Consider the following 24,258-nt stretch of genomic DNA (forward strand, 5'->3'; position numbering starts at 1 on the left):
AGGTCTACCGTTATGCAGACTCACCAAGAACGCTATGATAAATGGGCACCGGACTACAACCGAGATGTTGCAGCCAGAAACTACGATGGGCCAGAATACATCGTTCGTTATCTGATGGAAATAGTCAACAGTGGCAAAGTGTTGATCAATCCAACAAATCCTGATTTTAAGGTCATTGATGTGGGATGCGGCTCAGGGTTGGTTGGCAAAGGCTTACAGGAGCATGGTTTTCGGCATATTGATGGGACAGATTTATCTCAGGGAATGATTGTAGAAGCCCATAAAACTGGAGCCTACCAAACTTTAATTGGATGGGTTGATTTAAACCATCCACTGCCATTTTTTCTGCATGGACAGTATGACCTAACCCTCTGCTGTGGTGTGTTTGCCCTGGATTTTGTTGAACCTCAATCTCTGAAATGGTTAGCACAGGTCACAAAGCCAGGAGGAACTATTGTCATGAGTACCAAAACAACGTATTACAACACCTACGACTTTGAGGGTTACTACAAACAGTTGCAATCTGAGGGTAAGATTAAACTCGTTGATTGCCGTATGGATCAGCCTTATTTGGGAACTGAAGCCGACGGCCATTACTGGATCTTTTCGGTAAACGGCGCGTGATGAGGTAACTGTGCAGGACTAAATGCTTGTCAGATCAAACTTGGAGTCTATATATAGCCAATCCAATAGGTTGTATAAAGCCAGGTTATCTAAGAATTGGATTGGCTTGTATTATCTTTTTTTTTATCTGGATTATCGATTATTTTACCTATCAATTGATACCCAAAGCAGCTACATAAAAAACTATGGTCAAGTAAAAATGCTTTGTGAGCATATGCTTACCTAAAATTTACCTTTGAGAACAAAAATATCAATACCTCCTTTAACGATAACTCCCTGATCTTGATCAGAAATTGGCTGAGAGCTGAGAGCACCTCAAGTAGCGTGCGGGTAGCGCATTAGCTTACTCCGGTGAATCATATACTGATCATTTTGTCAAATTCTATAAATTTCCACTACACCTGACACCTAGTCTTAACCGACAAGCTTGATGCGTAAGTCCTGAAATTAACCAATTGCCGTTGTTGGATAAAAGTTGAATTAAATCGTCAATTTAAGCTGAAAAACTCAATTTGAGTGGAAAATAGAAATATAGAGCAGGATTAGCGAAGAGCAACGTGAAATATTTCTTTTTATCGGAAGGCTGGATAGTCGGGCGCGTTTGGGAGTTTGGAGGTCTTTGGAACGAAAACGCTTGGCGACGGCTGCCAGAAATTAAGCAAATGAACCTTTCTATCCTAGAGCAAGGAGAAAAATTGTGGCTCTATCAGGTTGAAGACCTTGTGGTTATGGTTGAAGTCAAACCCATGGCTAACACCTCACCTGAGTCAGCAAAAACTATTGGTCAAGTTGTCCTAAAACGCTTGATCACTGCTGAGCAAGTTCTTGATCGCTTAGCGATGACACATAGTGACATACTCCCACACTGAATCAAAGATTACAGTGTGGGCTTCTTACCAACTCCACCTATTGGTTCGGATACTCGGTAAGCTTTATTACAGACGGGATGCCCCACCGCCAATTTAAGAATATTTCTAGCCGCATTTACATCTCTGTCAGCCACGTAACCACAGTGAGGACAATAATGAGTGCGGTCTTTCAATTTCTTGGGTACTTTTTTGCCACAATTGGAACAGTTTTGACTGGTGTTTCTGGGATTTACCCCAACCGTTATCAACCCAGCATTTTCGGCTTTGGTTGAAAGGATCGATAGGAATTGTCCCCAGCCAGCATCTAAAACTGATTTAGCCATTTTGGTTTTGGCTAGACCTTTAATATTCAGCTTTTCGTGAGCTACTAGATCGTGGTTGTCTAGTAGCCCTTTCACTGTTTTAAAATGAAAATCTTTTCTGGTGTCAGTAACTTTCTTATGAGCTTTTCCCAATTTGGATACAACTTTCTTTCGGTTGTTACTACCTTTCTTGGATCTGCTGACAGCTTTTTGGATTTTTTTGAGCCGCTTTTGAGCTTTCCTATAGTACTGAGGAATGGGTATGTCTGTACCATCAGATTTAATCAAAAATGATTTAAGACCCATGTCAATCCCTACTGGATTTGACACTTCTTCTGAGAGAATCACTGTCGTTACACTGTCATCCTGTAACGACAGTGTAACATAGTATCCGTCAGCTTTTCGGGTAACTATAGCCGTTTTAATCTTGAATCCATCAGGGATTGGTCGGTGATAAATCATCTTGACCCACCCAAACTTGGGAAGATTCAACCAATTTCCTTTTATTGGATTTTTAGAAAAAGCAGAGAAAGTCAAAGAACGGTATCGCTCTTTGGCTTTAAATCTAGGCTTTCCACTCCGGTTGCCCTTATAATCACCTTTTAAATACCTCTTAAAAGCTAAATCTACCCGCTTCACACAATCTTGTAAAACGTTTGCATGAATATCTTTATACCATGGTTTATTCTTCTTTAAATTGGGTAGAGTTCGTTTTTGAGAATAATAGTCTGGATTAGTCCTTAGCTCCGGTAAATGACAAACAATGGGGCAAGCATTAATTGAGCAGCGATTTCTCTCGTACCAATCAAAACGATCTGCTAATAGATAGTTATATTGACAGCGCAGCATATCTAGCCACCTTTCTATGTTAATCACTTGGCTCTTGGTCAACCTTAATTTGTACTGATAGGCTACTCTCATGATGCTTGCTCTTTAACTTATCGACCTAGTACAATTATAGTATAAAGCTAGTAAAATGGCAAGCCATAATTAAAACCATAAAAATGACTATTCGGTTAACCGAATATGAAAAGAAAAAGCTACAAAAATAGGCCGAAAAAATAGAAATGAATCAATTCCGTTGTACTTAGAAGTTTGATAGCTCGTTTCCCGGAGCCAAAAAACATATAATTGGTGATTCCGTTTCACTCCATCACCTGGCTATCCCTCCCACACTCACCTTGTCAGGTTGAGTGTGGGGCTCCCGCCAAAAAGCTGAAATCATGGTAGCGGGCAAAGGTTAACTGATACAGGGAAAAGGCATCAGGGGACAAGGAAGAAGAGGGAGAAGAGGGTAAGGATAAGGAAGATGAAGAAGTTATACTTTTGATTGCGAATTGTTATCAACGGGCTTAGCTAGGGTGACCAGTTAATCAAAAAACCCTACCCGTAGGATTGGAGCCTAATACCGAGTTGCATATCAATAGCCCTTTGAGCCCCAGCTTTCCCCAACTCCGGACTCTGCCCCCTCTTCCTCCTCTGCTCTTAAGTGCTGTAAGTGATATGGTTTGAAATCAACTGGGCATAAGTTCTATCCTTGTGCCTTTTTCCATATACATTTTTCATGTTGATTTGTGTCCGACTATTGCTAATCAGTAAAGAGGCTACCGGACTGAATTTGACAATTTTTAGGTTTTAGGAGCTATATTGCTTGAATTTAGGCAAATAAAAGGGAAATTTGCGCAATATAGCTGGTTAAGCGCTTCCGACCCTAAGCTGAGAACACGAGCGTTCGCTTGCAATCGGCTCTAACAATAGTTACACTTCTTTAAACAAACTTTAGTTTCATACATACTTTGTCCTACCTAAGTTGCCAATGGCGATATCTAGGGGGGCTACCAAAGTAGCGATACAGTTAGGTTCACACCTAACCAAGGTCGGTCGGAGAGTTTTGAAGCTCTCCAAACGGTGTCAAATTTAAGAAATCATACCGTAAGCGTTGTGAGATCAGGTTTTTAACCCCTCGAACAACGTGACTCTTAGAATCCCCTGTGTTTCAAGCGGGGGAGACTTCAAGGCGATTTCTAACATATTGATCAAAAGAAGCGTCGAAGTAAAAACTCTATATTAGGAGGAGCGTAGTCAATGGGACTACCCTGGTACCGAGTACACACGGTCGTCCTGAATGATCCAGGACGTCTGCTAGCTGTGCACTTGATGCATACAGCCCTGGTGGCAGGCTGGGCTGGTTCAATGGCCCTGTACGAATTGGCAATTTTTGATCCGAGTGACCCGGTCCTTAACCCTATGTGGCGTCAGGGGATGTTCGTCATGCCCTTTATGGCTCGTCTAGGGGTTACTGATTCCTGGGGGGGCTGGAGTATCACTGGTGAAACCGTAACCAATGCTGGCTTATGGTCTTTTGAAGGTGTCGCTGCAACTCATATTATCCTTTCTGGTTTATTGTTCCTGGCTGCCGTATGGCACTGGGTTTACTGGGATTTAGATGTGTTCAGAGACCCACGCAGTGGCGAACCAGCTCTCGATTTGCCAAAAATTTTTGGTATTCACCTGTTCTTATCTGGTTTACTCTGCTTTGGTTTTGGTGCCTTTCACTTGACTGGGCTTTGGGGGCCTGGGATGTGGGTATCTGATGCCTATGGTCTCACTGGTAGTGTTCAAGCGATCGCACCAGAATGGGGACCAGCCGGCTTTAACCCCTATAACCCTGGAGGTATTGTCGCTCACCATATCGCTGCTGGTGTTGTTGGGGTTATTGCTGGTTTATTCCACTTAACAGTACGACCACCAGAGCGCTTGTTTAAAGCTCTACGGATGGGGAATATCGAAACGGTACTCTCCAGCAGTATCGCGGCTGTGTTTTTTGCTGCATTTGTAGTAGCAGGCACCATGTGGTACGGCAGTGCTGCCACCCCAATTGAACTGTTTGGTCCAACTCGCTATCAGTGGGATCAGGGGTATTTCCAACAGGAAATTAACCAACGGGTACAAGCTGAATTGGCTGATGGTGCTAGCTTGTCAGAAGCTTGGTCATCAATTCCAGAGAAGCTGGCATTCTATGACTATATCGGCAACTCTCCTGCCAAAGGTGGTTTGTTCCGTACAGGTCCGATGGACAAAGGGGATGGCATTGCTGAAGGTTGGCTAGGTCATGCGGTGTTCACAGACAGTGAAGGTCGGGAGCTGACCGTTCGTCGGATGCCGAACTTCTTTGAAACCTTCCCTATCATTTTGACCGATGCTAATGGTGTAGTTCGTGCGGACATACCTTTCCGACGGGCTGAATCTAGGTATAGTTTCGAGCAAGCTGGTGTCACTGCTAGCTTCTACGGTGGAGTTCTTGATGGTCAAACCTTTACTGACCCATTCGATGTGAAGCAATACGCTCGTACTGCTCAGCTGGGTGAGGGCTTTGAATTTGACCGTGAAACCCTAAACTCTGATGGTGTGTTCCGCACTAGTACCCGGGGTTGGTTCACCTTTGGTCATGCTGTCTTTGCACTGTTGTTCTTCTTTGGGCACATCTGGCACGGCTCACGCACCCTCTATCGGGATGTGTTTGCTGGTGTCGATCCTGACCTAGAGGAAGAGCAAGTCGAGTGGGGCTTCTTCCAGAAGCTTGGTGATAAGAGTACCCGTAGGACAGAGCCTATCTAGAGGTTAAATATCTCCTATCACAGTTTGAGTCAAAAGCAAAAGGCAGAAGAAAATAAATTTTTCTTTTGCCTTTTTGCTATTTCTGTGGTCCATGCAAGGTAGACTGGTAAGTGAGGAGATAATCAGGAATTATAGCTATGGAATCAGTTGCTTATATCTTAATCTTGACCTTAGCCCTAGGCACCCTATTTTTTGCCATTGCTTTTCGGGAACCGCCTAAGATCGGTAAGTAGTTTACCTCGATTTCTCAGATCGAAATTCAACAGTTGTGTGGATGCTCTGAGCCGCAATAGCCTGTACATGACCCTATAGGGTATAGGGAAGTGGACAGGGATATATCGGCTCATCTTCCATCTAATTGTTATTTTGACAGTATCGACTCTTAGGGCGTTCCAAATATCTGCCGCCAATCAGTCCACTCAGCAAGAAAACAAAATTATCTTATGCGATGCCCCTCTTGTCACCACACCGAGAGCCGCGTTCTTGAGTCTCGTTCTACTGAGGCAGGGAAAAGTGTGAGGCGACGTCGGGAGTGTTTGGGATGCAAACATCGCTTCACGACATATGAGCGCATCGAATTTGTCCCAATAACTGTGATCAAGCGGGATGGCAAGCGGGAATCATTTGACCGTTCCAAGTTGTTACGGGGAATTGTACGTGCTTGTGAAAAAACCGGCATTCTCCAAAAACGCCTGGAAGCATTGGTTGATGAGATTGAAGCAGAATTGCAACAGCGATTTGGTCGGGAAGTCATCAGTCACGAAATTGGCGAGTTAGTCTTGCGCTACCTACGTTCGGAGAGTGAAGTGGCTTATGTACGCTTTGCTTCGGTCTATGGAAAATTTCAAGGGATTAGAGATTTTGTCACTACCCTAGAGGATCTCCAACAGGAAGATGTACCAATGGAAATCCCCCAGGTTCCGCCAACCCCCTCAGATCATGTAGAAGAAATAAAGACATCGACTTCGGTGTAATAGATCAGATGTTTGTTCAATGTTGACTTGATGGTTGACTCTCAAAAGTACAAGTTCAACAACTGATCTCGTGTCCAGTTGTATGGTTGCCATTTGTAGAGATGTTCCAGACAAGGTCTCTACAGGAGGGAGGATTAAGAAAAAAACCAGCGTGAAATTTGGAAACCCCATCTAGGCAAGAGCAGGTTACCGATGCTACCGGAATTAATATGAGTTTCTTACAGCTAAAGCCGGATTTGAGGGAGCTAGACTAGAAAGTGAAAGAAATTTCAACTCAAGGGCGTGAATTCATTGAAGCCTAACTAGGTGTACCCAGGAGTTGAGTCAAGGCAAGACCAAAGAGCAAACAGCCATGAAGAAACGTTTCTGGATGAGAGCATGGATGGGTAATGCAGAGGTAAATACCTCTCCACAGCCGCTGGCAAATCCTGAGGTTAGATTACAGCAACCCCAGGAAAAGCGCAAGTTAGTCAAATTCTGGCGTATTGCTGCCAGTTTGCTCCTTTGGCAAGGGGTGATACTGGGTACCCCAGCCCAAGCACAGGATAAACAAGATAAATCCCTAACCTATAGTGAGCTATTAGAGAAAGTTAAAAATGGGGAAGTCACTAAAATAGAAATCGATGAAGCCACTAAGATTGCTAAAGTTAGCCTAGAGGTACCCAATAAGGATGAACCTCCTCAACGAGTTCCTTTGTTCGATCAAAACTCCTTGCTACTCAAGGAACTCCGTCAACAGAATGTTCCCACTGAAATTAAGCGCTCTGCGGATAACTCAGCCGCTTTAGGTTTAATTGCCAACTTATTTTTGCTTCTGTTGTTACTAGCAGGCTTGATGATGATCCTGCGACGCTCTGCGAGTAATTCTGGTCAAGCCTTAAACTTTGGCAAATCCCGAGCACGGTTTCAGATGGAAGCCAAAACCGGGGTTCTCTTTGATGATGTAGCAGGTATTGAAGAAGCTAAAGAGGAATTGCAAGAAGTTGTCACATTCCTCAAACAACCAGAACGCTTTACTGCTGTTGGAGCACGCATCCCGAAAGGTGTGCTGCTAGTGGGTCCTCCAGGAACTGGTAAAACTCTCTTAGCCAAAGCGATCGCTGGTGAAGCAGGAGTTCCCTTCTTTAGCATCTCTGGTTCCGAATTCGTGGAAATGTTTGTGGGTGTTGGTGCCTCCCGTGTTCGTGACTTGTTCAGAAAAGCCAAAGAAAATGCCCCTTGCTTGGTCTTCATTGATGAAATTGATGCGGTAGGACGGCAACGGGGAGCAGGAATTGGCGGTGGAAATGATGAGCGGGAGCAAACCCTTAACCAATTGCTCACGGAAATGGATGGGTTTGAAGGGAACACAGGTATTATTATTATTGCTGCCACTAATCGCCCAGATGTGCTGGATGCTGCACTATTACGTCCTGGACGCTTTGACAGACAAGTCATTGTGGATTACCCTGACTACAAAGGTAGGAATAACATTCTGGAAGTCCACGCTCGCAACAAAAAGATTGACCCTGAGGTTTGTCTAGAAACTGTTGCTAAGCGTACCCCTGGGTTTACTGGTGCTGACTTAGCCAACCTACTCAACGAAGCTGCAATCCTGACTGCCCGCCGCCGCAAAGATGCCATCACTATGCTCGAAATCAATGATGCTATTGACCGGGTGGTCGCTGGGATGGAAGGCACTCCTCTAGTGGACAACAAGAATAAGCGATTAATTGCCTACCATGAGGTAGGACATGCTGTAATTTCCACCCTCCTACCGGATCACGACCCGGTACAGAAAGTAACCCTAATTCCCCGAGGGCAAGCCCGTGGTTTGACCTGGTATATTCCTGATGAAGAGCAAGGTTTGATTACTCGGGCTCAACTCAAAGCCCAAATAACTGCTACTTTAGGGGGTAGAGCAGCAGAAGAAGAAATTTTTGGTGAGGCTGAAGTTACTACTGGTGCTGTTGGGGACTTGCGACAAGTTACCTCACGAGCACGGCAGATGGTAACCCGCTTTGGAATGAGTGATTTGGGTCCTCTGTCCTTAGAAGACCCAGGGGGAGAAGTTTTTCTAGGGGGTAGTTTGATTACTAGGGCTGAGTACTCAGAGAAAATTGCTGCCCACATTGATGCCCAAGTGCGCACAATTGTGCAGCATTGCCATGGCCATGCTCGTCAATTAATCCGGGAAAATCGGGTAATAATTGACCGATTAGTAGACCTGTTGATAGATCAAGAAACTATCGAAGGAGACCAGTTACGCAGAATTATAGAAGAACACACCCAGATGCACAAGGAAGAATTGGTAGTTTCGTAGTTTGCAGTTAAACGATCAAAGGTATGGATGTTTGAAAGATGTTAATGGTTGTTAATGGTTAGTGGCCATTAACAACCATTAACATTTTTTCCAATCAAGCTCGTGTTTTATACATTGCCCGCAGCACCTTCGCTGGGTCAACATATTGCTTGCCATACTTCAATCCCCAGTGCAGATGAGGACCGGTGGTACGACCAGTCATCCCTACTCGACCGATTCTGGCTCCAGAAGGCAACAGTTGACCTTCCTTGATCTGAATCCCACCGGAGTTGTCAATTAAATAGCGAGTACCTCCATTTTTAACTGCGTATCCTTTCATGTGACAGTAGATGTGCTGCCACTTGCCCGATTGGATAGTTATTGAGGTGCCGCAAGCAGTACCATCAGAAATTTTAATTACTTTACCACTCCACCAGTTACGGATATAGCTTCCTTCAGGGGCAGCTATGTCTAAACCTCGGTGGAATTCCCATCCAGAACCTCTAGGAGAGGGTCGGTAACCGAAGCCAGAGGTGTAGCCCCGGAAGTTTTCTACGGGAAAGGAACCCCCTTTGGCAAAACTTCTTACTCCGGCTACCAAGGTTGAGGGAGGTTCTGATGCAGTTACTCGCTGGCTGGGGAAACTCGAATGGGTACTTAAACCGATTGAACTTGTTAAACTCAGTCCAGCGAAAATTAGAAGCCTTGATAAATAACCACTGCGCATTAGTTCTAGTCTGGCTTTAGCTAGTTAGGGGTCTTTCCATTTATATCCCTCCAGATCACCTGCGAGCAGCAGGGTGTTTGGGTTTTTTGGGATATTTATCAAAATCTTGAGTTTTGTTAAGATACCTGAATAAGCTAATACACATTTAACTGGCACAATTTAAGGATTGGATTTTTTGTTAACGCTTGACGGTTAAATGTAAACTGTTTAACTTTATCGCTTTAGTGTTAACTATTAACGGTTAACACTAAAGCGATAAAGTTAAATAAAGAAGTTAAATCTTGGTTAACTTAGTGATTAACAAAACTAGCGGAATTCCCCACCTTGTTTAAAGGTGTTGAAGTTACCGTAAGGATAGGGTCGCCAAAATCGGCAAAGTTTTAACCAAAGGTGCGCTTGACCCGTAATTAAATTCGCCACGGGTCTTGAAGTTACCGTAAGTGTAGTGGAGCCTTAAGATAGTTTTAACCCTTTTCCTCATAGCGAGTCACCTATAAAGGCTCCACTACACTAAGGTTTCGTCTCTGCACCTCTTTTACGCATAATCGACTAACCATAAAGGCGACCCTAACAATCAGGTTTCATCTCTGGGATGGATAGCCAGACGAGGACTTGTTGCGAATCGTGTTAGAATAAAATTGGTCGATGACCCGCCTGACTGACTAAAAGGCTACCTTAAAGGTGTAAAAGTACTAGCTCCAGCTCAGGGAAGAGACAAGCCCCAGCTGGTTGACCATAGAGTCGTAATTCCAAGGTGAGTCTGTCGAAAAGAACTATACGTCTGCGGAAGGCGGATGTCTGCCTGTGGACGCTGAGTAAGACCTTTCATCAGCAGGCGCGCGCCTCCTAGGCCGGGGAACCCGGCCTAGGGTCGCGCCTCTGGTTGAGGCGTCGGCGGATGAAGCGGGAAGCCCTATTGACGAATAAGACCGTCCCTGATTTGAGTTGAGATTGGAAGCCCCAGCCTCAGCGTTCGCGTAGCGTGGCCTACGGCCAAAGCAGGCTGGGGTACTTCACCTTGCCCCAGCCTACCCTATCCGTGAACCGATGCTGACTGAATTTTTGCCCTTCCGATTCGAGGTCGATACTACAGCGATCGCGGGAGCATCTTTGTGGTCTCTAGCGCTATATTTAAGCCTCTCGTCCTTGAGGCAATGGATTATTGAGCAACTGAACCGCTGGTTTAACTTTGCTGAGGGATTCTTTTACATCTCGGCTAAGGAATTTGAACGAACCCGCAAGGTCAGGGAATCTCAAAACGCTTTCTATGCGTCAATTGTCAGCATTGTGCCTTTTTTAGTTATTGGTGCAGTTTGTAACTACGGCGTGGAAATTAGCCTGGGACACAGTTGGGCAATCAGTATCGGGATTATTGCTTGTATGAGTTGTGGTGTCTATGAATTAGGGCGTCAGTCTGGGAATTGAATTTAGCTTCTAGCAAAAGAAGCCCCACAACGAACATGGGCAGCATGAGTGTGGGATTAATTTTGTGCCCCTTTCTGCATGGAATAAGGAAACAATTAAAATTGAAGATCGTATATACTAGATGTAGTAGGGAAAATAAATTAAGAGCTAACCGCCACCTACGTGCCTAAAAAATAGAACTTATTGTATTGTTCCGGCGGGTCGGGGCATCCCTCAGACGAAACCTGATCAGAGGGTCGCCTTAATCAATAAGTTTTAAGCCTTTTCTGCATAGCCTGCTAACCATAAAGGCGACCCTCTGAATGCCGTAACTTCTGACCGTGTCGTTAATAAAGTAACCCGTGTATCCGTTTGCGCAGCGTCGGCGAAAGCCGATACCGTTAGGTGGAGTTGGTAAGAAGCCCACACTGTAATCTTTGATTCAGTGTGGGAGTATGTCACGTAGTCATTGGTCATTCTCGGGCGCGATCGCATACTCTAACTAGGGCTTGCTGAATAAAAGTAGGAGGCTTGCTAGATAAGGGTTTCAAGCCTTTTTTTTTCCAATAAGTGCAAGGATTAAGCTTTATTATGCTCAAAACATGAGCACAAATGATGAAAATCACTGCTTGTCTTGCACAGATGAGCACTCCGGAACTATTGCTAGCATGCCTCTTGCCTCTTGCCTATCCCTACCCAAATACTTTTTCAGCAGACCCTAACTAACTAATCTGGTATCCTGGTCTTGCTCAGGGCATCGTGATCCTGTTGAGTTTTGACTAGAGTTTCTAGATGAGGCAGATTGGCGGTCGGAGTTTCCCCTAATGCTTCAGCAGTACTGTGATTCCCTTGTTGATCCCGTTCCAACATTCTCAACCAATCCAAAAATTCACTAGTGCCTGGTATTTTTTGCCAACTTCTCAATTCCCGCAGTTCCCCAAATTTTTGGATAGCTGCTTCGGATAGGGGGGTAATCTCAGTTTTAAAATGACTCTGGATAATCTGTTTTAGAGTAGCCTTTTCTGGGAATTCAACGTAGTAAAATAAACAACGACGTAGGAAAGGTTTGGGCAATTCTTTTTCACTATTACTGGTGATAATAATTAATGGTAAAAAATCTCTTCGTTCTTCTTTGGTTTTACCTTTTAAAGCATCAAAACGAACGTTGATTACTTCTTTAACTTGGAACTGCAATCGCTCCACTTCTAAGAGCAAGTCATTGGGAAAATCCCTATCTGCTTTATCAATTTCATCAATGAGAACCACCGAAGGAATGTCATTTTGTGATTGCTTAATTGCCTCGCCCAACTCCCCTAGGGTAACATAATTTCTGCGGTACAAAGGTTGCCTGGGATTACCGGCAGTTTGACGTTCTTGAATGTCATACAACCGACCTATGGCATCATAATCATACAGTAAATCCTGGGCTCGACTGCTAGAGCGGATGTAGCAGCTATAGAGGGGATAACCCAGTTCATAGGCAACCCCATAAGCTAAGCGCGTTTTCCCGCAGCCTGGGTCACCTTCTAATAATAAAGGACGACGCAGGTAGAGAGCAGTATTAACTGCATCTGCCAAAGCCTTAGAAGCAATGTAAGGTTCTGGCTCTTGCCATGCACCAGGAAGCGGTTTGTAGCGACACTTACCGTCACCTGTGTACTTTCGTCTGCCTAAGTCAGCCATAGCACCTTATATTAATTCATTAAAATAATTCTAAAAATAAGATAACAGTAATAAAGAGAAATAACTTGATCAATAATATGTTCGCGATCGCCTAAGGATTACAGTATTATACTTGTGGCTTAATCAGGTAAATAGCACGTAAGCATTCAGCTATTAGCCTTGGCCAAAGGCCAACGGCTGAATGCTTACAATAGCACTAGGTAAGTCGTTAGTGTAAAACTGGCTGACTACTGACCGTGGCCGGATTATTTAAGCGATCGCATCCCATCAGCCCATACCTTACCCATCTTCTGATACTCCCGGCGAGTTCCCTGTAACAAATGTTCCATCATCACTGCACTACCTGCTTCAGCTGCTAGAAAAGCTGCTGCTAGGGCAATATTCTTAATATTCCCTCCACTCAATTTGAACTGTCGTGCCAAAAACTCAAAATCTACATCTGCTGACAAGGGGATTTCCTCAGTCCAAATTCCCTCCCAAATGCGCCGACGACTAGCTTCATCTGGTGAGGGAAAGTGTACTGTAAAGGCTAACCTACGCACAAATGCCTCGTCTAAATTTTGGCGCAAATTTGTTGTCAAAATTGATATGCCCTCATATTCCTCCATCTTCTGCAACAGATACCCAACTTCAATATTGGCGTAGCGGTCATGAGCATCTCGAACTTCAGAGCGTTTGCCAAACAGAGCATCTGCCTCGTCAAACAGAAGGATAGCATTGGCAGTTTCCGCAGCCATAAAAATGCGGTTAAGATTTTTCTCAGTCTCGCCAATGTACTTACTGACAACCTGGGATAAATCAATTTTGTATAGCTCAAGCTGTAGTTCATTAGCAATCACTTCCGCCGCCATGGTCTTACCTGTGCCTGGTGGACCTGAAAATAGTACATTTAATCCTTTACCAATAGACAGCTTGCGGTGAAAGCCCCATTTCTCATAGACAATATGACGATACTTGGCTTGATTACAAATTTCTTTAAGCTGAGCAAGTTGATCGGGGGGTAAGATAATGTCTTGCCAACTATACTTAGCGTTAAGTTTGCGAGCTAATTCAGTTAAATTGTTACCAGATTGGTCACGAGCCGCTGCCAATAAATCATTTAGGGTTGGCTTAATTGTACTGTTTAATGGCAATTCCTCAAATTCGGCAGCAGCACCCCACAAAGCCTGATTACAAGCAGTTGTCACTGCTCCTGCTATTTGAGCTGAACTTAAGGTAAAACGATTGGCGAGGGTATCTAAGTCGCGATCGCTAAGTACAATTCCTTTAGTTTCTAAACTAGCTTGCCAGTAAACGCGCCGTTGGTAAAAATCCGGTGTAGCAAAAGGTACAGTAATCACACCCTGGAGATTGGTAAACTTGGGCACCCACGACTGTATTCCAGATAAGATTAGCACACCTTTTTCCTCAGTTAGTCTGTCAAGTAAGCTTTTATATAACAGATGCTGCTCTTTGGTCTGTAGTGAATCTAAACTTTCCAGACTTTCTAGATAGAGGATAGCATTGTGAAAACAGGCTTGACGGAACAACAGTTTTAGCAGTTGGTCAAACTCTTGCTTAATTGCTAAAGCTTGAGCTAAATCCGCAATCAATAACGGCTTGTTCAGTTGAGCGGCAAGGGCGATCGCTCCACGGCGTTTTTCAGTAGAATGTAAACCAGAGAAATACAGATGTAGAGGCTGGTTGGTATGTTGAGCGTGTTTGACTAGCTTAGGAAGTATGTGTTTAATGTCATCCCTAATCGGTAACTTGTCCTCAACAGCAGGACTATCTATCAATTGACACCAAGATTCTAAACGCGGTTCAAGACTCTTCTGTTTTAACAGAGAATGGATAACCTGCTCGTCTAGCTTGAGATAATAGGATAATATTGGTGGTTTAACCTGATGAGGGTCAGGAATTAAGTGAAGTAAACCATGTTTGATTAAGGGCGCGTCAGGAGCAAAATGAACTCGTTGCAACAGCTTGGCTTCAGCAGAGGGACATAGTAAATTTAAGGCTAAATCAATACTAGGTCGCCTGCGAGTGACATCATCCTGGAGATAGGCATACAGACGCTCATAACCTAAATCAATTTCTGGAGCCAGGGCAATCAGCATCACGTCTAAATCAAATTCAGACAAACCGAAAGTCTGTTTCAGCCAGTTTAATGGTGTATTGTTAGTCTGAGCGGACTCAGTTTTTTCTGCATCTACTGCAAACAAAGGTATCCCTGGTTCACGATCTAGGAGTTGCTTGACCTGATCGCGATTAATACGAAGACCTCGATAAGGGTCAGTAGCTGCTTCTGAACCGTAGACAGCTTGTGCTGTTATTACTGCTTGCTCTAGTAATTTATCTAGCCTTTTTAAGGCTGAGAGCAGATCGTCGAACATGGCTTAGTTAGGTTGAAGTTTGTTTTTGGAAAATAGACATCTCCAGGAATTGCGAAGCAAGTCCATCACTAGCTTTGAGATGTTTGCGATTATTCACAAATGCGTTCACTTTAAACGAAATAATAAGGATTGGGGGTTCTTCAGTATCTAGTATGCTAAACTTATAGATAAAACCTTAAATAAAATCTGAGGGGGTGACATGAGCCCTAAAAACCTTACTATATAAGCCTTTGATGCCAATAAGCTATGGCTTGATACAGCCAATTGACCCTCCTTTAATTTTCTGGAAGCTCAAACCCTTATAACTACATCCAATGTCAGCCCAAAACAGCATGTATCTTTTTATAACTGATGGGCTGAAATTATTACCCAGTAATGATTTTAGCGTGGATGTCACCCCCCCCATAAATAAAATCAAGTAATGTATCCAATTATAGCAGTCCTAAATGATTCGTAAAAATCAACTTGGCTTAATTAATCGTTTATTTCCTATTATTTTTTTGTAAAAACACCATACTTATGAAGTTTATTAAAATCAAAAATTTATCTTTGAATAAAAAAAGTAAATAACCACTTAACTAACGGAAATGACCGTAATTTATACCAAAATTTTTTAATAAATTTTTAGCTTTTAACCAAATATCTTCAACAGGTGCGACCCGTGGCGAATTAAATTCGACACGGGTCGCACCTGAAGTAATGGGATCAATTTGTCTGGCATCACTCTTGTCAATCGTTCGATTAACTGTAATTGGGGTTTGATGATTACTCACATATTCTAGATAATAATAGAGTTTTTTTTGATATTATAAACTCCAATAAGATAATGATTATTGGAGTTTATAATATCAAAGGTGGTTTGTTTTTGGCAGTGGATAGCATCCAGAGTAAATACTTGATTCTGAAGGGGGCAAGTTCTTATAGCTTCTTGAACTTGGTGAATTTATGAACTTTTATTATTCTCAAGCGGTGCGACCCCGCGCTTTTTCAAAGCTAAGCGTGAACGCGCACCAAGAGAAACGAGTTAAATTTAAAACTAACCCTAAATCCTGACTAAATCAATAAAATATTACCACACAATTTTTATAAAAATTGTGATATTGTTTTTAACAGTAATCTTTAACTTTATACCATCAATAGCTATCCAATAGCTTAAGGAGTTATCAAAAGCCAAATGAATTGCTTAATGATTAAAAAATTATAATAAATTTGAGCAATTTACTCCTAGCATCACTCGTCGAATAGTTTAGTAATAAGTAACTATATCCGGTAAACTATTTAAGTTATTCAATAACAAATATTGATTAATTTTAGCAAAATTACCTAAAGATATATACCCAGTATATCCTTGCCAAATCCCGATAATGATAATTAAGACAAGCCTTGAACAAGGATGCCGTTGTCCTTGGATTTGACGAAAGTCGGATACAAAACCTTGAAAAGGGTCGCATTTATGGGTAATATTTTATGCATAAAATATTTTATTTGTGATAATGCAACCCGGTTATACTGTAAATTCAAATAATTTTTTGAGGGCTTACATTAGGCTATTCATAGATATTTATTTTTGATTATAGCAGTCGAAGTAAAGCTTAAGACATATTTCTGCTCCCTGCTCCCTACTCCCTGCTCCCTTTCAACCAAAATACTCTGTACTCAACTATACTTCGGTTGCTATAAATAGCGTTCGCTTTTATTTTACACTCTCGGCGAGCGCTTTTTGTTTTGGTGATATCATTCAGTTTTTTATTCCGTTGCCCAAGCTTTTTGCGCTTAGAGAATTTAACGACTTTTTTCAGGTTAAAATACTTAATCAGACAAAAAAAGGGTGATTCCGTTACTCCAAGGCGGTTTCAAAACCTCAGAAAAAATTTTGACATCGACAATGAAACAGCCCTGCCTTACTAAGGGGGGTTAGGGGGGATTCCTGCTCCTCACAGGGGTAGGTTTTTTACATTTGGGTAAAACATGGGACTTAACCTCATCAGAGGAAAAGGAAAACAACGAAGAAGCGATGCAGTGGCCTCACGGGGGTTTCCCCCACTCGCTATTGCCGTGGTTTTCCCTACTCGCTATTGCATCAAGACAATGATGATTTTTAACGACAAACCCCACACCCGACACCTCACCCCACACCTCACCCCACACCTGAGGTCAAAGTTAAAAACCTACCCTTATGAGGATTCCTGCTCCCCCTGCTATACTCACCAGGAAGTAAGTTATTCAACCGGATTTGATAGTATTCTGTTTCTCTAGGAGCATTCAACGAATTGTTAAGAATACAGCCCAGTAAAAATAAAGGGTTTTACCGAGTTTTACAGAAGCAGATTATACCAAATACGGCTGGTAAATCTACCATTACCGATAACTAAGCTATGGATGATGGCAGCCATGAAAAATTAATTATCAGCCAGGGAAATAAAGATATGATCAAAGCGGAGTCGGTATTCAGCAAAGATTTTGCAAAATTTTTGTTCAAGATGTTTATTGATGAAAAATATTGGGCAACAATAAGGACATGGCTCGATTTGAACCAATAAAAGGCTATCTATACTTTGTTTACTGTTGAGTGTTGACTGTTCGTTAACTATTGACTACCCCCGGGATCTTCATTTATTAGTTAGATAGAGAGAATTATATAGGGATAAATTCTTTCAAAATCCGAATATTTGCCGAAAATTAGGCTCCGCTGCTCTACTGCTCTGCCCCCCTCAGTCTAAATCGAAAATGAAACAGCTCTGCCGATCTTCGGGGGTAATGGGGGGAGCAACTGTTGACAGTCAACGGTTAAGACTCAACAGTGAAGCAAATTATACAGGTTACATCTTCATTGGTTAACACTCAGCAGTCAAGCAAACTATACAGGTTACATCTTCATTAACGTCTTATTAACACGAAAAACCAATGATTCGTTACCGACAAAAGAAAATTAGCATTTTATTTGGCAGTCTCTTAATGGTTGGGGCATGGTGGTTACCGGTCCAAGCGAAACAGACCACTAATTTAATCTTAGAGAAAGCCGTTACCACTGACGATCCAACTATTCCGATTGAGGAGCTAGAGCTAATGCTCAAGCCCTTGACATTAGATGAGCTGGAGGGTGAAGCTCAGGCGTGGATGTTCTTGCTTAAAACTAAAGTTAAAGAACTTAGCGATGCTGAAATTGCTGTCAAGCGGAAAAATAGAGAGCTTCAACAAACTAAGGAAGCTGTTGATGCCCTAGAAGATGCCAAAGATGCTCTTGAGGAAGCGACAGATACTAAGGAAAAAATAGAGACTAAGGGATCGGCTAAGGATCGTATTAAAGCTTTAAAAGCTGCTGAAGATGCACAGGAAGCTCTCGAAAAAGCTCAGGAGTCAGTAGAAGAAGCAGTCAAAGAAGAGGAAAAGACCAAGCAAGATAAAACCTTGCAAGGGGCGATTGATAAAGCAGTTGAAGGTACTGAACAGCAGAAAGATAAAGCCAAAACCTCAAACGAAGAAGTTGCTAAGGTTCAAGAAAAGATTGGGACAATTAGCAACAAAATCATTACTGATGAACAACAGCAGAAAAAGACTCAACAGGGAATTGACCAAGCCAAACAAAACCTAGAAGAAGCGGTCGAGGCCAAGACCGAAGTTAAAAAGCAAGTTCTGGTCAACATGACTACACTGCGAGAGGAACGCACTGCTTTAAGCGATCGCTTTGAGGTCGTACTTGAAGAGCTGGAAACTAAAGGCGGTGATGTTGAGTTGTACGACAAATACATCGATGCCATCAGTGGGATTAAGGTAGACGTAACCGACACTCAAGGAACCTGGATTACCATCGTCGGCTGGCTCCAGTCTAAAGAAGGAGGTCTGCGCTGGGCCAATAACATTGGCAAATTTTTAGGAATTGTCGCTGGCTTTAGCATCCTCTCCCTGATTGTAGGGACAGTCCTCGAGAAATCTTTGTGGATGTTCCCGAATATGTCAGCTATGCTGCGTCAGTTCGTGGTTAGGATAACCCGCCAAGGATTATTTGTGGTGGGTATTATTTTAGGTATCACTGCCCTAGAGGTTAGTATTGGTCCACTGATGGCCATGATTGGAGCTGCTGGTTTTGTGGTAGCGTTTGCGTTCCAAAATACCCTCGGTAACTTTGCCAATGGGTTAATGATCTTGCTCTATAAACCCTTCGACGTGGGGGATATGATTGAAGTAGCTGGAGTAAAAGGTACGGTTAAGGATGTCAACTTAGTTTGCACCACCATCAATACTTTGGAAAATAAAATCATTATCGTGCCGAACAACTCAATCTGGGGTAACGTTATTGCGAACGAAACCAGTAGCCCCATCCGCGCTATGTTCCTCACGGTAAGGATCAGCTACAGCAATAGTATTACTCAAGCCCTCCAAGTTCTTACGGATATTGCCAACTCTCATCCTTTAGTATTGAAAGACCCTGCACCTTGGATTGACACTGGGGAATTGGCTGAATATGCTGTTAACATTTGGTTTATGGCATATACTAAGAAAGAGGATTACTGGACAGCCTATTGTGACATCAGCCGAATTATAAAAGAGAGATTTGAACAAGAGGGGATTGTGATCCCACTGCCTCAGCAGGAAATATACATCAGCCAAGCTATGGCTAAGCAAGAGGGGAGTGGGGCAAAAACCTTGAAAGGCAATGACCTTACCCTAGAAGGAAGTCATGGCCAGATAGCAACTCCAAAGCCCCATAGCTCTTTCCCCAACGGTAATACAGCTTAAATCTGTAGACTAATCTGTAGAGGGTGATAGAATGCTTGCGCTCTCAATCAGGCGTCCAACATCTATCTAATTGGCACAACTGATTCCCAATCCGGGTGCAATACTCTGGTTTAATTACCTTAATTAATTTATTTAATTCAGTCCCCAGAGCCTTGTAAAGACCTAGCATGCTAGGTCTTTACATTTGTCTAGCCGCAACAATCGCCTCGTCAGGGCAAAGAGGAAATCCCACGCAGAGGTAGGTAGTATAACCGTCAACGGTCAACGGTCAAGCGTCAACAACCGTGATGGTAAGAGCAAATAAATCTCAAGCTCCCTATCATTATATATTTAGAAATTCCTTAGAGTAGACCCAGCCAAGTCAACAAACCTTGACCAGTGAGCAACTCCAGTAACACGATACAAACTAAGGCAACCATGGCAAACCTGCCATTGATTTGCTCAGCATAGGGAGTCCAACCAAAAGCTGGTTCGGGTTGGTTAAAAGACTCCTGAGACGATTCACTAGAATTGGGTGTTTCAGAACTCATGACTGATCAGATCCTTCAGACTCCAAATTTTTTACCGATTCAATTAGCGATCGCACTTGTGATGTCCCTGCTGATGGAGAAAAGCTCAAGGGAAACTTACCTCTAACTAGCATTCGTAATCCCAGTGGTCCTAGGCTCGCCAAACCTTGGATATCTCGAAATGAGTTACCAACCACCTGCAAGCCAAACTTACGCTCATCAATCCAGCCTCCCTCTTTGACTAAATCAATTAGGACTTTGCGGTGGCGGATTGGACGACTATCAAGGTCATCAATGCCTTCAAGAATATCCTGTTTAATCTTACCGATTTGATCCATAGGAGCCACACCCATCGGGCAAACCGCATTACACATCATACAGCGGGTACAACCCCAGACTCCTTTTGTTCCTTCGTTATATTTCTCCAAACGATTTTCCGTGGTATTATCACGGGAATCTACCACCAGACGCTGTGCTTTAGCCAAGGCATGAGGACCGACAAAATCTCGATTAACTTCTTTGGCATTACACTCAGAATAACAGGCACCACACATGATACAATTACCAGCCTGAGCCAAATGCGATCGCTCTTCAGGACTCTGTAAAAATTCCCGTTCGGGAATCTTCCTAGCAGCAGTGCTGACGTAGGGATCAACAGCTTCTAAGTTATCCCAGAAGCTGCTCATCTCAACGACTAAATCCTTGATTACTGGCATATTCCCCAGAGGTGCTATAGTAATCTCCGGAATTTTAGAGTCATCTGGCAGCTGTTGCTTCCCCAATTCATTGCCCACATTTTCCTTACAGGCCAAAGCCGACCGACCATTGATTCGTATGCCACAGCTACCACAAATCGTGTTGCGACAATTTTTGCGAAAAGCTAAAGTACCATCTTGTTCCCACTTAATACGATTCAAGCATTCCAGAATCGTGTTTCCTTTCTCGACATCCAGCCTATAAGTCTGGAGTAGTGGGGCAGTGTTTTGAGTCTGTCGAATGATTTTGAAATCAACTTGCATGAAACTAAGCTCTTGAATATTCCAACATATACAAGGATAATCGGTAAGGTTAACGGCTAGGGCCAACAGGACTACTGTTGAGGTAAGTAGTTACTCTTGATAATTAGGCCATACTTGTTTGAGTACTCCCTAGGGAAGCAATACCCCTCGCTAGTTGACTTCTGGTGTAAGAGTGCTTTCCTTTTGGTATGTTTCCTGGATTATTTCCATAGTTATCATCTTACTGCCCCTAAAGGCTTAGGCAGGGATTGTCTGATCTGTTATTATTGAAATACGTAAAGATTTAAACAAATGATCCAAAATATCTTGTCAACTGAGATAGATTTAACGATATATTTTTAATAGAGCCAAAGTTTGGCCATTAATGATCTTGACCACTCTGAAGTTTAAAGGATATCTCGTGAGATTATGCCAGAGATTTCAAGTACTCCCCTAACTGGTAAAGCATTACTTCAAAAAGTAAAAGAGCTATCACACTTGCCTCGCCGAGAGACAGCCAAGCGTTGCGGCTATTACACTATAACTAAAACAGACCAGACCCGCGTCAATTTAACAGATTTTTATGATGCGGTTTTAGGAGCCAAGGGTGTTCCCCTGGATCCAGAAGGCACAAAAGATGGTCGGGGGCGTGAACCGACTTATCGTGTGAGTGTCCATAAGAATGGTCAAATTGTTATTGGTTCAACCTACACTCATGCCATGGGATTAGAGCCTGGTGATGAATTTGAAATTAAACTGGGCTACAAACATATCCATCTGAAGCAGGTGGATAACGATTTTGAATCTGAAGAGGTATCTACTCACAAAGCAAAGAAAGCCACCTCTTAGTGCGTGTTCCCTAGCGCTCTCTTGGTGCGCGTTCACGCTTAGCTTTCAAAAAGCGCGGGGTGGCACCGCTTTGAAGTAATCCTTCTTACAGAAAATCCTGCGAGTTTGAAACCCCCGTCTCTCAGGGAGCGGGGATGAAAAACGACCGTGTGGGGCGAGCGAAGCCTCGCCGTGAAGATTTTTTGGGCACGTGAGCTTTTAAGAATCTGTTACCAACTTGATCGATCAAGCCCCCGTGATTTATCCGGGGGATATAAGCTTGCTTGACGAATTTATTCGTCAATGGATATTTTTTTCTTCTGTTGCCGGTAATCCCTAAACTAGCGCTGTCCTATATAATAGGAAGTGAGACAAGCAACTTGCCTGAATATAAATAGACAACGTAAAAACCTGTTAAAAGAATGATACGTCCACCTCGGGTCCGTCTAACGATCTGGGAGTCTATGAAACAAGTAAGGTAGATATTGTATTAAAGTTGATTGTCTCCCATTCTAAAAAAGGTACGGTGTGCCCCACCAGAACCTGGATCTTAAATCCAAACCCTGGGGGAGATTTGGCCTCTACTGTGCTTGGTGAAAACCTGTCTAGGCTTGCCGAATCGTTGAGCCAAGAATCCCCGTCTCTGGGAGAGCGGGGAGTGTCAAAATAATTGTATCGGTACCATAAGGTACAAGGAAACTCCAGGGAAAGAACCTGAAAAAGCTTGCACTAAGCGCACGCTGGGCGAAAAAGGACAGACCCACCTCTACTTGGAAAATGTCATTTTTTAAGCAAGTGGACTGGTTGATCTGCTGAAAAGCTGATGACCAAGAATCAAGCATATGCCTACCGTGAGAACCCAACTGTGGAAAATTGAAACAGCTCAATTCTTCTTACTGGTTCAACCAGTAATGGCTGCACGGCACAGGTCACTATTCTCTCGACTCAAAGAGCCTCTGAGGATTACTTGTTAATCGCTTCCACAGGTGCGCGCCTCCTAGGGCGAGTAAATCGCCCTTGGGTCGCACCTAAAAGTTGACGTGCATTAGCGCAGGTGCGCTTGACCCATTAAGAATTAAATTCGCCACGGGTCGCACCTTTTTCAGCTTTTATCAATGTCAAACACCTTAATGCGTAGTGCTATAACAGTCGTCAACCCTTTGATAGTAGAGGATGCCCCATAATAAGACAGTAGAAACAAAAATCTTCTTTCTACTACCTTAGAAGTTGGTAAAGTAGGCTATTATTAACCAGCCCGATGTGCTCTGTGGTTAGGGAAGCAAGGCATAGGAAAACGGCAGCCGCTTATGGTAGTGTAGTTGAGACCTTATAGTAATTTGATAGTAATTTGCCAATCTCGCCAATGGCTATTCTTGATCAGGCAACTAATGGGTCGTTTGTGTCATTAATGACGTCAACTACTCTTTTCAAGGTAGGCACTTTTTTCCTAGCTTGGGCAGTTTTGTGGCTGCCCCTAGCTCTCCCTATAGCTATGGTTTTAAAGTGGCGTCCAAATAAGCCTTTAGCACCAGACCAAAAGTTACCACTACTCGCAGCACTTTACCTGATTGCTCCCCTAATTTTATGGGGAGCTTCTCAACTAGAGGGGGTGCCTTTCTCCGATTACGGATTGGAGTGGAAATTAAGCGTTTTAGGGTCTCTAGGATTGGGACTAGGAGTAGGTATTCTCAGCTTAATCATAGTATTTACTGGGCAATTATTACTAGGCTGGGTGAGGTGGAATTCTGAAAATTGGCAGCGTTTGGGACCGATATTACTGCCAGTGATGTTATTAGGGCTGTGGATTGGGCTTACAGAAGAGTTAGTCTTTCGTGGCTTCTTAGTCAATCAACTACAGCAGGATTATTCTATCTGGGTAGGAGCAGCCATCTCTAGTGGGATTTTTGCCCTGTTACACCTAGTTTGGGAACAAAAAGATACTATCCCTCAGTTACCAGGATTATGGCTAATGGGAATGGTATTAGTCCTAGCCCGTTGGGTGGATGGAGGCAGTCTGGGTTTAGCATGGGGACTACATGCTGGTTGGATTTGGGGTTTAACTTGTTTGGACTCAGCTGAGTTAATTGCTTACACAGGAATTGGACCAATTTGGATAACGGGTTTGGGAGGAAAACCGTTAGCTGGGATAGTGGGTCTTCTTTGTTTATTGGAAGTTGGGGCTTTATTATTACTGATGTTGCCGGATCAGCTGATAAACATTCGATAAAAATTTCACCTGTTTTAAATTGGCTTGAAGCTTGTCAACAGACTCCTATATCCGGCAAGCTGTCTTAAAAGCTAATTACCAAAAAAAAATACCGCCAGCTCA

19 protein-coding genes are annotated in these 24,258 nt (G+C 43.1%); 12 read left to right on the plus strand and 7 right to left on the minus strand.

Annotation, left to right across the window (positions count from 1 at the left end; genetic code table 11):
* Positions 1-12 precede the first annotated feature (12 nt).
* Together F6J90_RS27465 and F6J90_RS27470 are read left to right on the plus strand one after the other, a co-directional pair.
* The gene (locus F6J90_RS27465) at positions 13-624 is read left to right on the plus strand and encodes a class I SAM-dependent methyltransferase (protein WP_293100942.1); all 612 of its coding nucleotides are present in this window, start codon (positions 13-15) and stop codon (positions 622-624) included.
* A 557-nt stretch (positions 625-1,181) separates the two neighbouring features.
* Complete coding sequence (locus tag F6J90_RS27470; protein WP_293100943.1) at positions 1,182-1,493, plus strand: hypothetical protein; 312 nt, start codon at positions 1,182-1,184, stop codon at positions 1,491-1,493.
* Between the two features lie 8 nt (positions 1,494-1,501).
* Here the strand turns inward: F6J90_RS27470 and F6J90_RS27475 are convergent, their stop codons facing one another.
* Positions 1,502-2,716 carry a transposase gene (locus F6J90_RS27475; RefSeq protein WP_293100944.1) on the minus strand — a complete coding sequence of 405 codons (1,215 nt, stop codon included), beginning with the start codon at positions 2,714-2,716 and terminating at the stop codon, positions 1,502-1,504.
* Between the two features lie 1,164 nt (positions 2,717-3,880).
* Here F6J90_RS27475 and psbB point away from each other — a divergent pair.
* From psbB to ftsH, 4 genes are all read left to right on the plus strand, one after another.
* Positions 3,881-5,413: a photosystem II chlorophyll-binding protein CP47 gene (gene psbB / locus F6J90_RS27480; RefSeq protein ID WP_070392015.1), complete on the plus strand. Its 1,533-nt coding sequence runs from the start codon at positions 3,881-3,883 to the stop codon at positions 5,411-5,413.
* Between the two features lie 137 nt (positions 5,414-5,550).
* A complete protein-coding gene (locus F6J90_RS27485; protein ID WP_008180851.1) occupies positions 5,551-5,646 on the plus strand; it encodes a photosystem II reaction center protein T in 96 nt (31 codons plus the stop codon).
* A gap of 210 nt (positions 5,647-5,856) precedes the next feature.
* Positions 5,857-6,387 (plus strand): transcriptional regulator NrdR, encoded by a 531-nt coding sequence (nrdR, locus tag F6J90_RS27490; RefSeq protein ID WP_293100947.1) that lies wholly within the window; start codon positions 5,857-5,859, stop codon positions 6,385-6,387.
* Between the two features lie 319 nt (positions 6,388-6,706).
* Positions 6,707-8,689, plus strand: coding sequence for an ATP-dependent zinc metalloprotease FtsH (gene ftsH / locus F6J90_RS27495; RefSeq protein WP_366513897.1), 1,983 nt, complete (start codon positions 6,707-6,709; stop codon positions 8,687-8,689).
* Positions 8,690-8,783: 94 nt separating this feature from the next.
* On the opposite strand, the gene F6J90_RS27500 is transcribed toward ftsH, so the two are convergent.
* Entirely contained in the window at positions 8,784-9,395 is a 612-nt protein-coding gene (locus tag F6J90_RS27500; protein ID WP_293100949.1) for a M23 family metallopeptidase, read from the minus strand.
* 1,047 nt (positions 9,396-10,442) lie between these two features.
* On the opposite strand from F6J90_RS27500, the gene F6J90_RS27505 reads away from it, so the two are divergent.
* A complete protein-coding gene (locus F6J90_RS27505; protein ID WP_293100951.1) occupies positions 10,443-10,820 on the plus strand; it encodes a hypothetical protein in 378 nt (125 codons plus the stop codon).
* Positions 10,821-11,525: 705 nt separating this feature from the next.
* Here F6J90_RS27505 and F6J90_RS27510 read toward each other — a convergent pair.
* From F6J90_RS27510 to F6J90_RS27520, 3 genes are all read right to left on the minus strand, one after another.
* Positions 11,526-12,482 carry a MoxR family ATPase gene (locus tag F6J90_RS27510; protein ID WP_293100953.1) on the minus strand — a complete coding sequence of 319 codons (957 nt, stop codon included), beginning with the start codon at positions 12,480-12,482 and terminating at the stop codon, positions 11,526-11,528.
* Between the two features lie 245 nt (positions 12,483-12,727).
* The gene (locus F6J90_RS27515) at positions 12,728-14,857 is read right to left on the minus strand and encodes an AAA family ATPase (protein WP_293100955.1); all 2,130 of its coding nucleotides are present in this window, start codon (positions 14,855-14,857) and stop codon (positions 12,728-12,730) included.
* A gap of 578 nt (positions 14,858-15,435) precedes the next feature.
* Positions 15,436-15,630, minus strand: coding sequence for a hypothetical protein (locus F6J90_RS27520; protein ID WP_293100958.1), 195 nt, complete (start codon positions 15,628-15,630; stop codon positions 15,436-15,438).
* A gap of 1,195 nt (positions 15,631-16,825) precedes the next feature.
* Between F6J90_RS27520 and F6J90_RS27525 the strand changes: the two genes are divergently transcribed.
* Together F6J90_RS27525 and F6J90_RS27530 are read left to right on the plus strand one after the other, a co-directional pair.
* Positions 16,826-17,113: a hypothetical protein gene (locus F6J90_RS27525; protein WP_293100961.1), complete on the plus strand. Its 288-nt coding sequence runs from the start codon at positions 16,826-16,828 to the stop codon at positions 17,111-17,113.
* Positions 17,114-17,761: 648 nt separating this feature from the next.
* Positions 17,762-19,594, plus strand: coding sequence for a mechanosensitive ion channel domain-containing protein (locus F6J90_RS27530; RefSeq protein WP_293100964.1), 1,833 nt, complete (start codon positions 17,762-17,764; stop codon positions 19,592-19,594).
* A 341-nt stretch (positions 19,595-19,935) separates the two neighbouring features.
* On the opposite strand, the gene F6J90_RS27535 is transcribed toward F6J90_RS27530, so the two are convergent.
* Both F6J90_RS27535 and F6J90_RS27540 read right to left on the minus strand, forming a co-directional pair.
* A complete protein-coding gene (locus F6J90_RS27535; RefSeq protein ID WP_071103444.1) occupies positions 19,936-20,124 on the minus strand; it encodes a chlorophyll a/b-binding protein in 189 nt (62 codons plus the stop codon).
* Positions 20,121-21,122, minus strand: coding sequence for a succinate dehydrogenase/fumarate reductase iron-sulfur subunit (locus F6J90_RS27540; protein ID WP_293100966.1), 1,002 nt, complete (start codon positions 21,120-21,122; stop codon positions 20,121-20,123). Before F6J90_RS27540 ends, F6J90_RS27535 begins: the two co-directional genes overlap by 4 nt.
* A 408-nt stretch (positions 21,123-21,530) precedes the next feature.
* Between F6J90_RS27540 and F6J90_RS27545 the strand changes: the two genes are divergently transcribed.
* From F6J90_RS27545 to F6J90_RS27555, 3 genes are all read left to right on the plus strand, one after another.
* Positions 21,531-21,950, plus strand: coding sequence for an AbrB family transcriptional regulator (locus tag F6J90_RS27545; RefSeq protein WP_293100969.1), 420 nt, complete (start codon positions 21,531-21,533; stop codon positions 21,948-21,950).
* A gap of 821 nt (positions 21,951-22,771) precedes the next feature.
* Entirely contained in the window at positions 22,772-22,903 is a 132-nt protein-coding gene (locus tag F6J90_RS27550) for a hypothetical protein (protein WP_293100972.1), read from the plus strand.
* 389 nt (positions 22,904-23,292) lie between these two features.
* Complete coding sequence (locus F6J90_RS27555; RefSeq protein WP_293070269.1) at positions 23,293-24,156, plus strand: type II CAAX endopeptidase family protein; 864 nt, start codon at positions 23,293-23,295, stop codon at positions 24,154-24,156.
* The last annotated feature ends 102 nt before the right edge of the window (positions 24,157-24,258 follow it).

The sequence above is a fragment of the Moorena sp. SIOASIH genome (genome assembly GCF_010671925.1).
In the GTDB taxonomy this organism is placed as follows: Bacteria; Cyanobacteriota; Cyanobacteriia; order Cyanobacteriales; family Coleofasciculaceae; genus Moorena.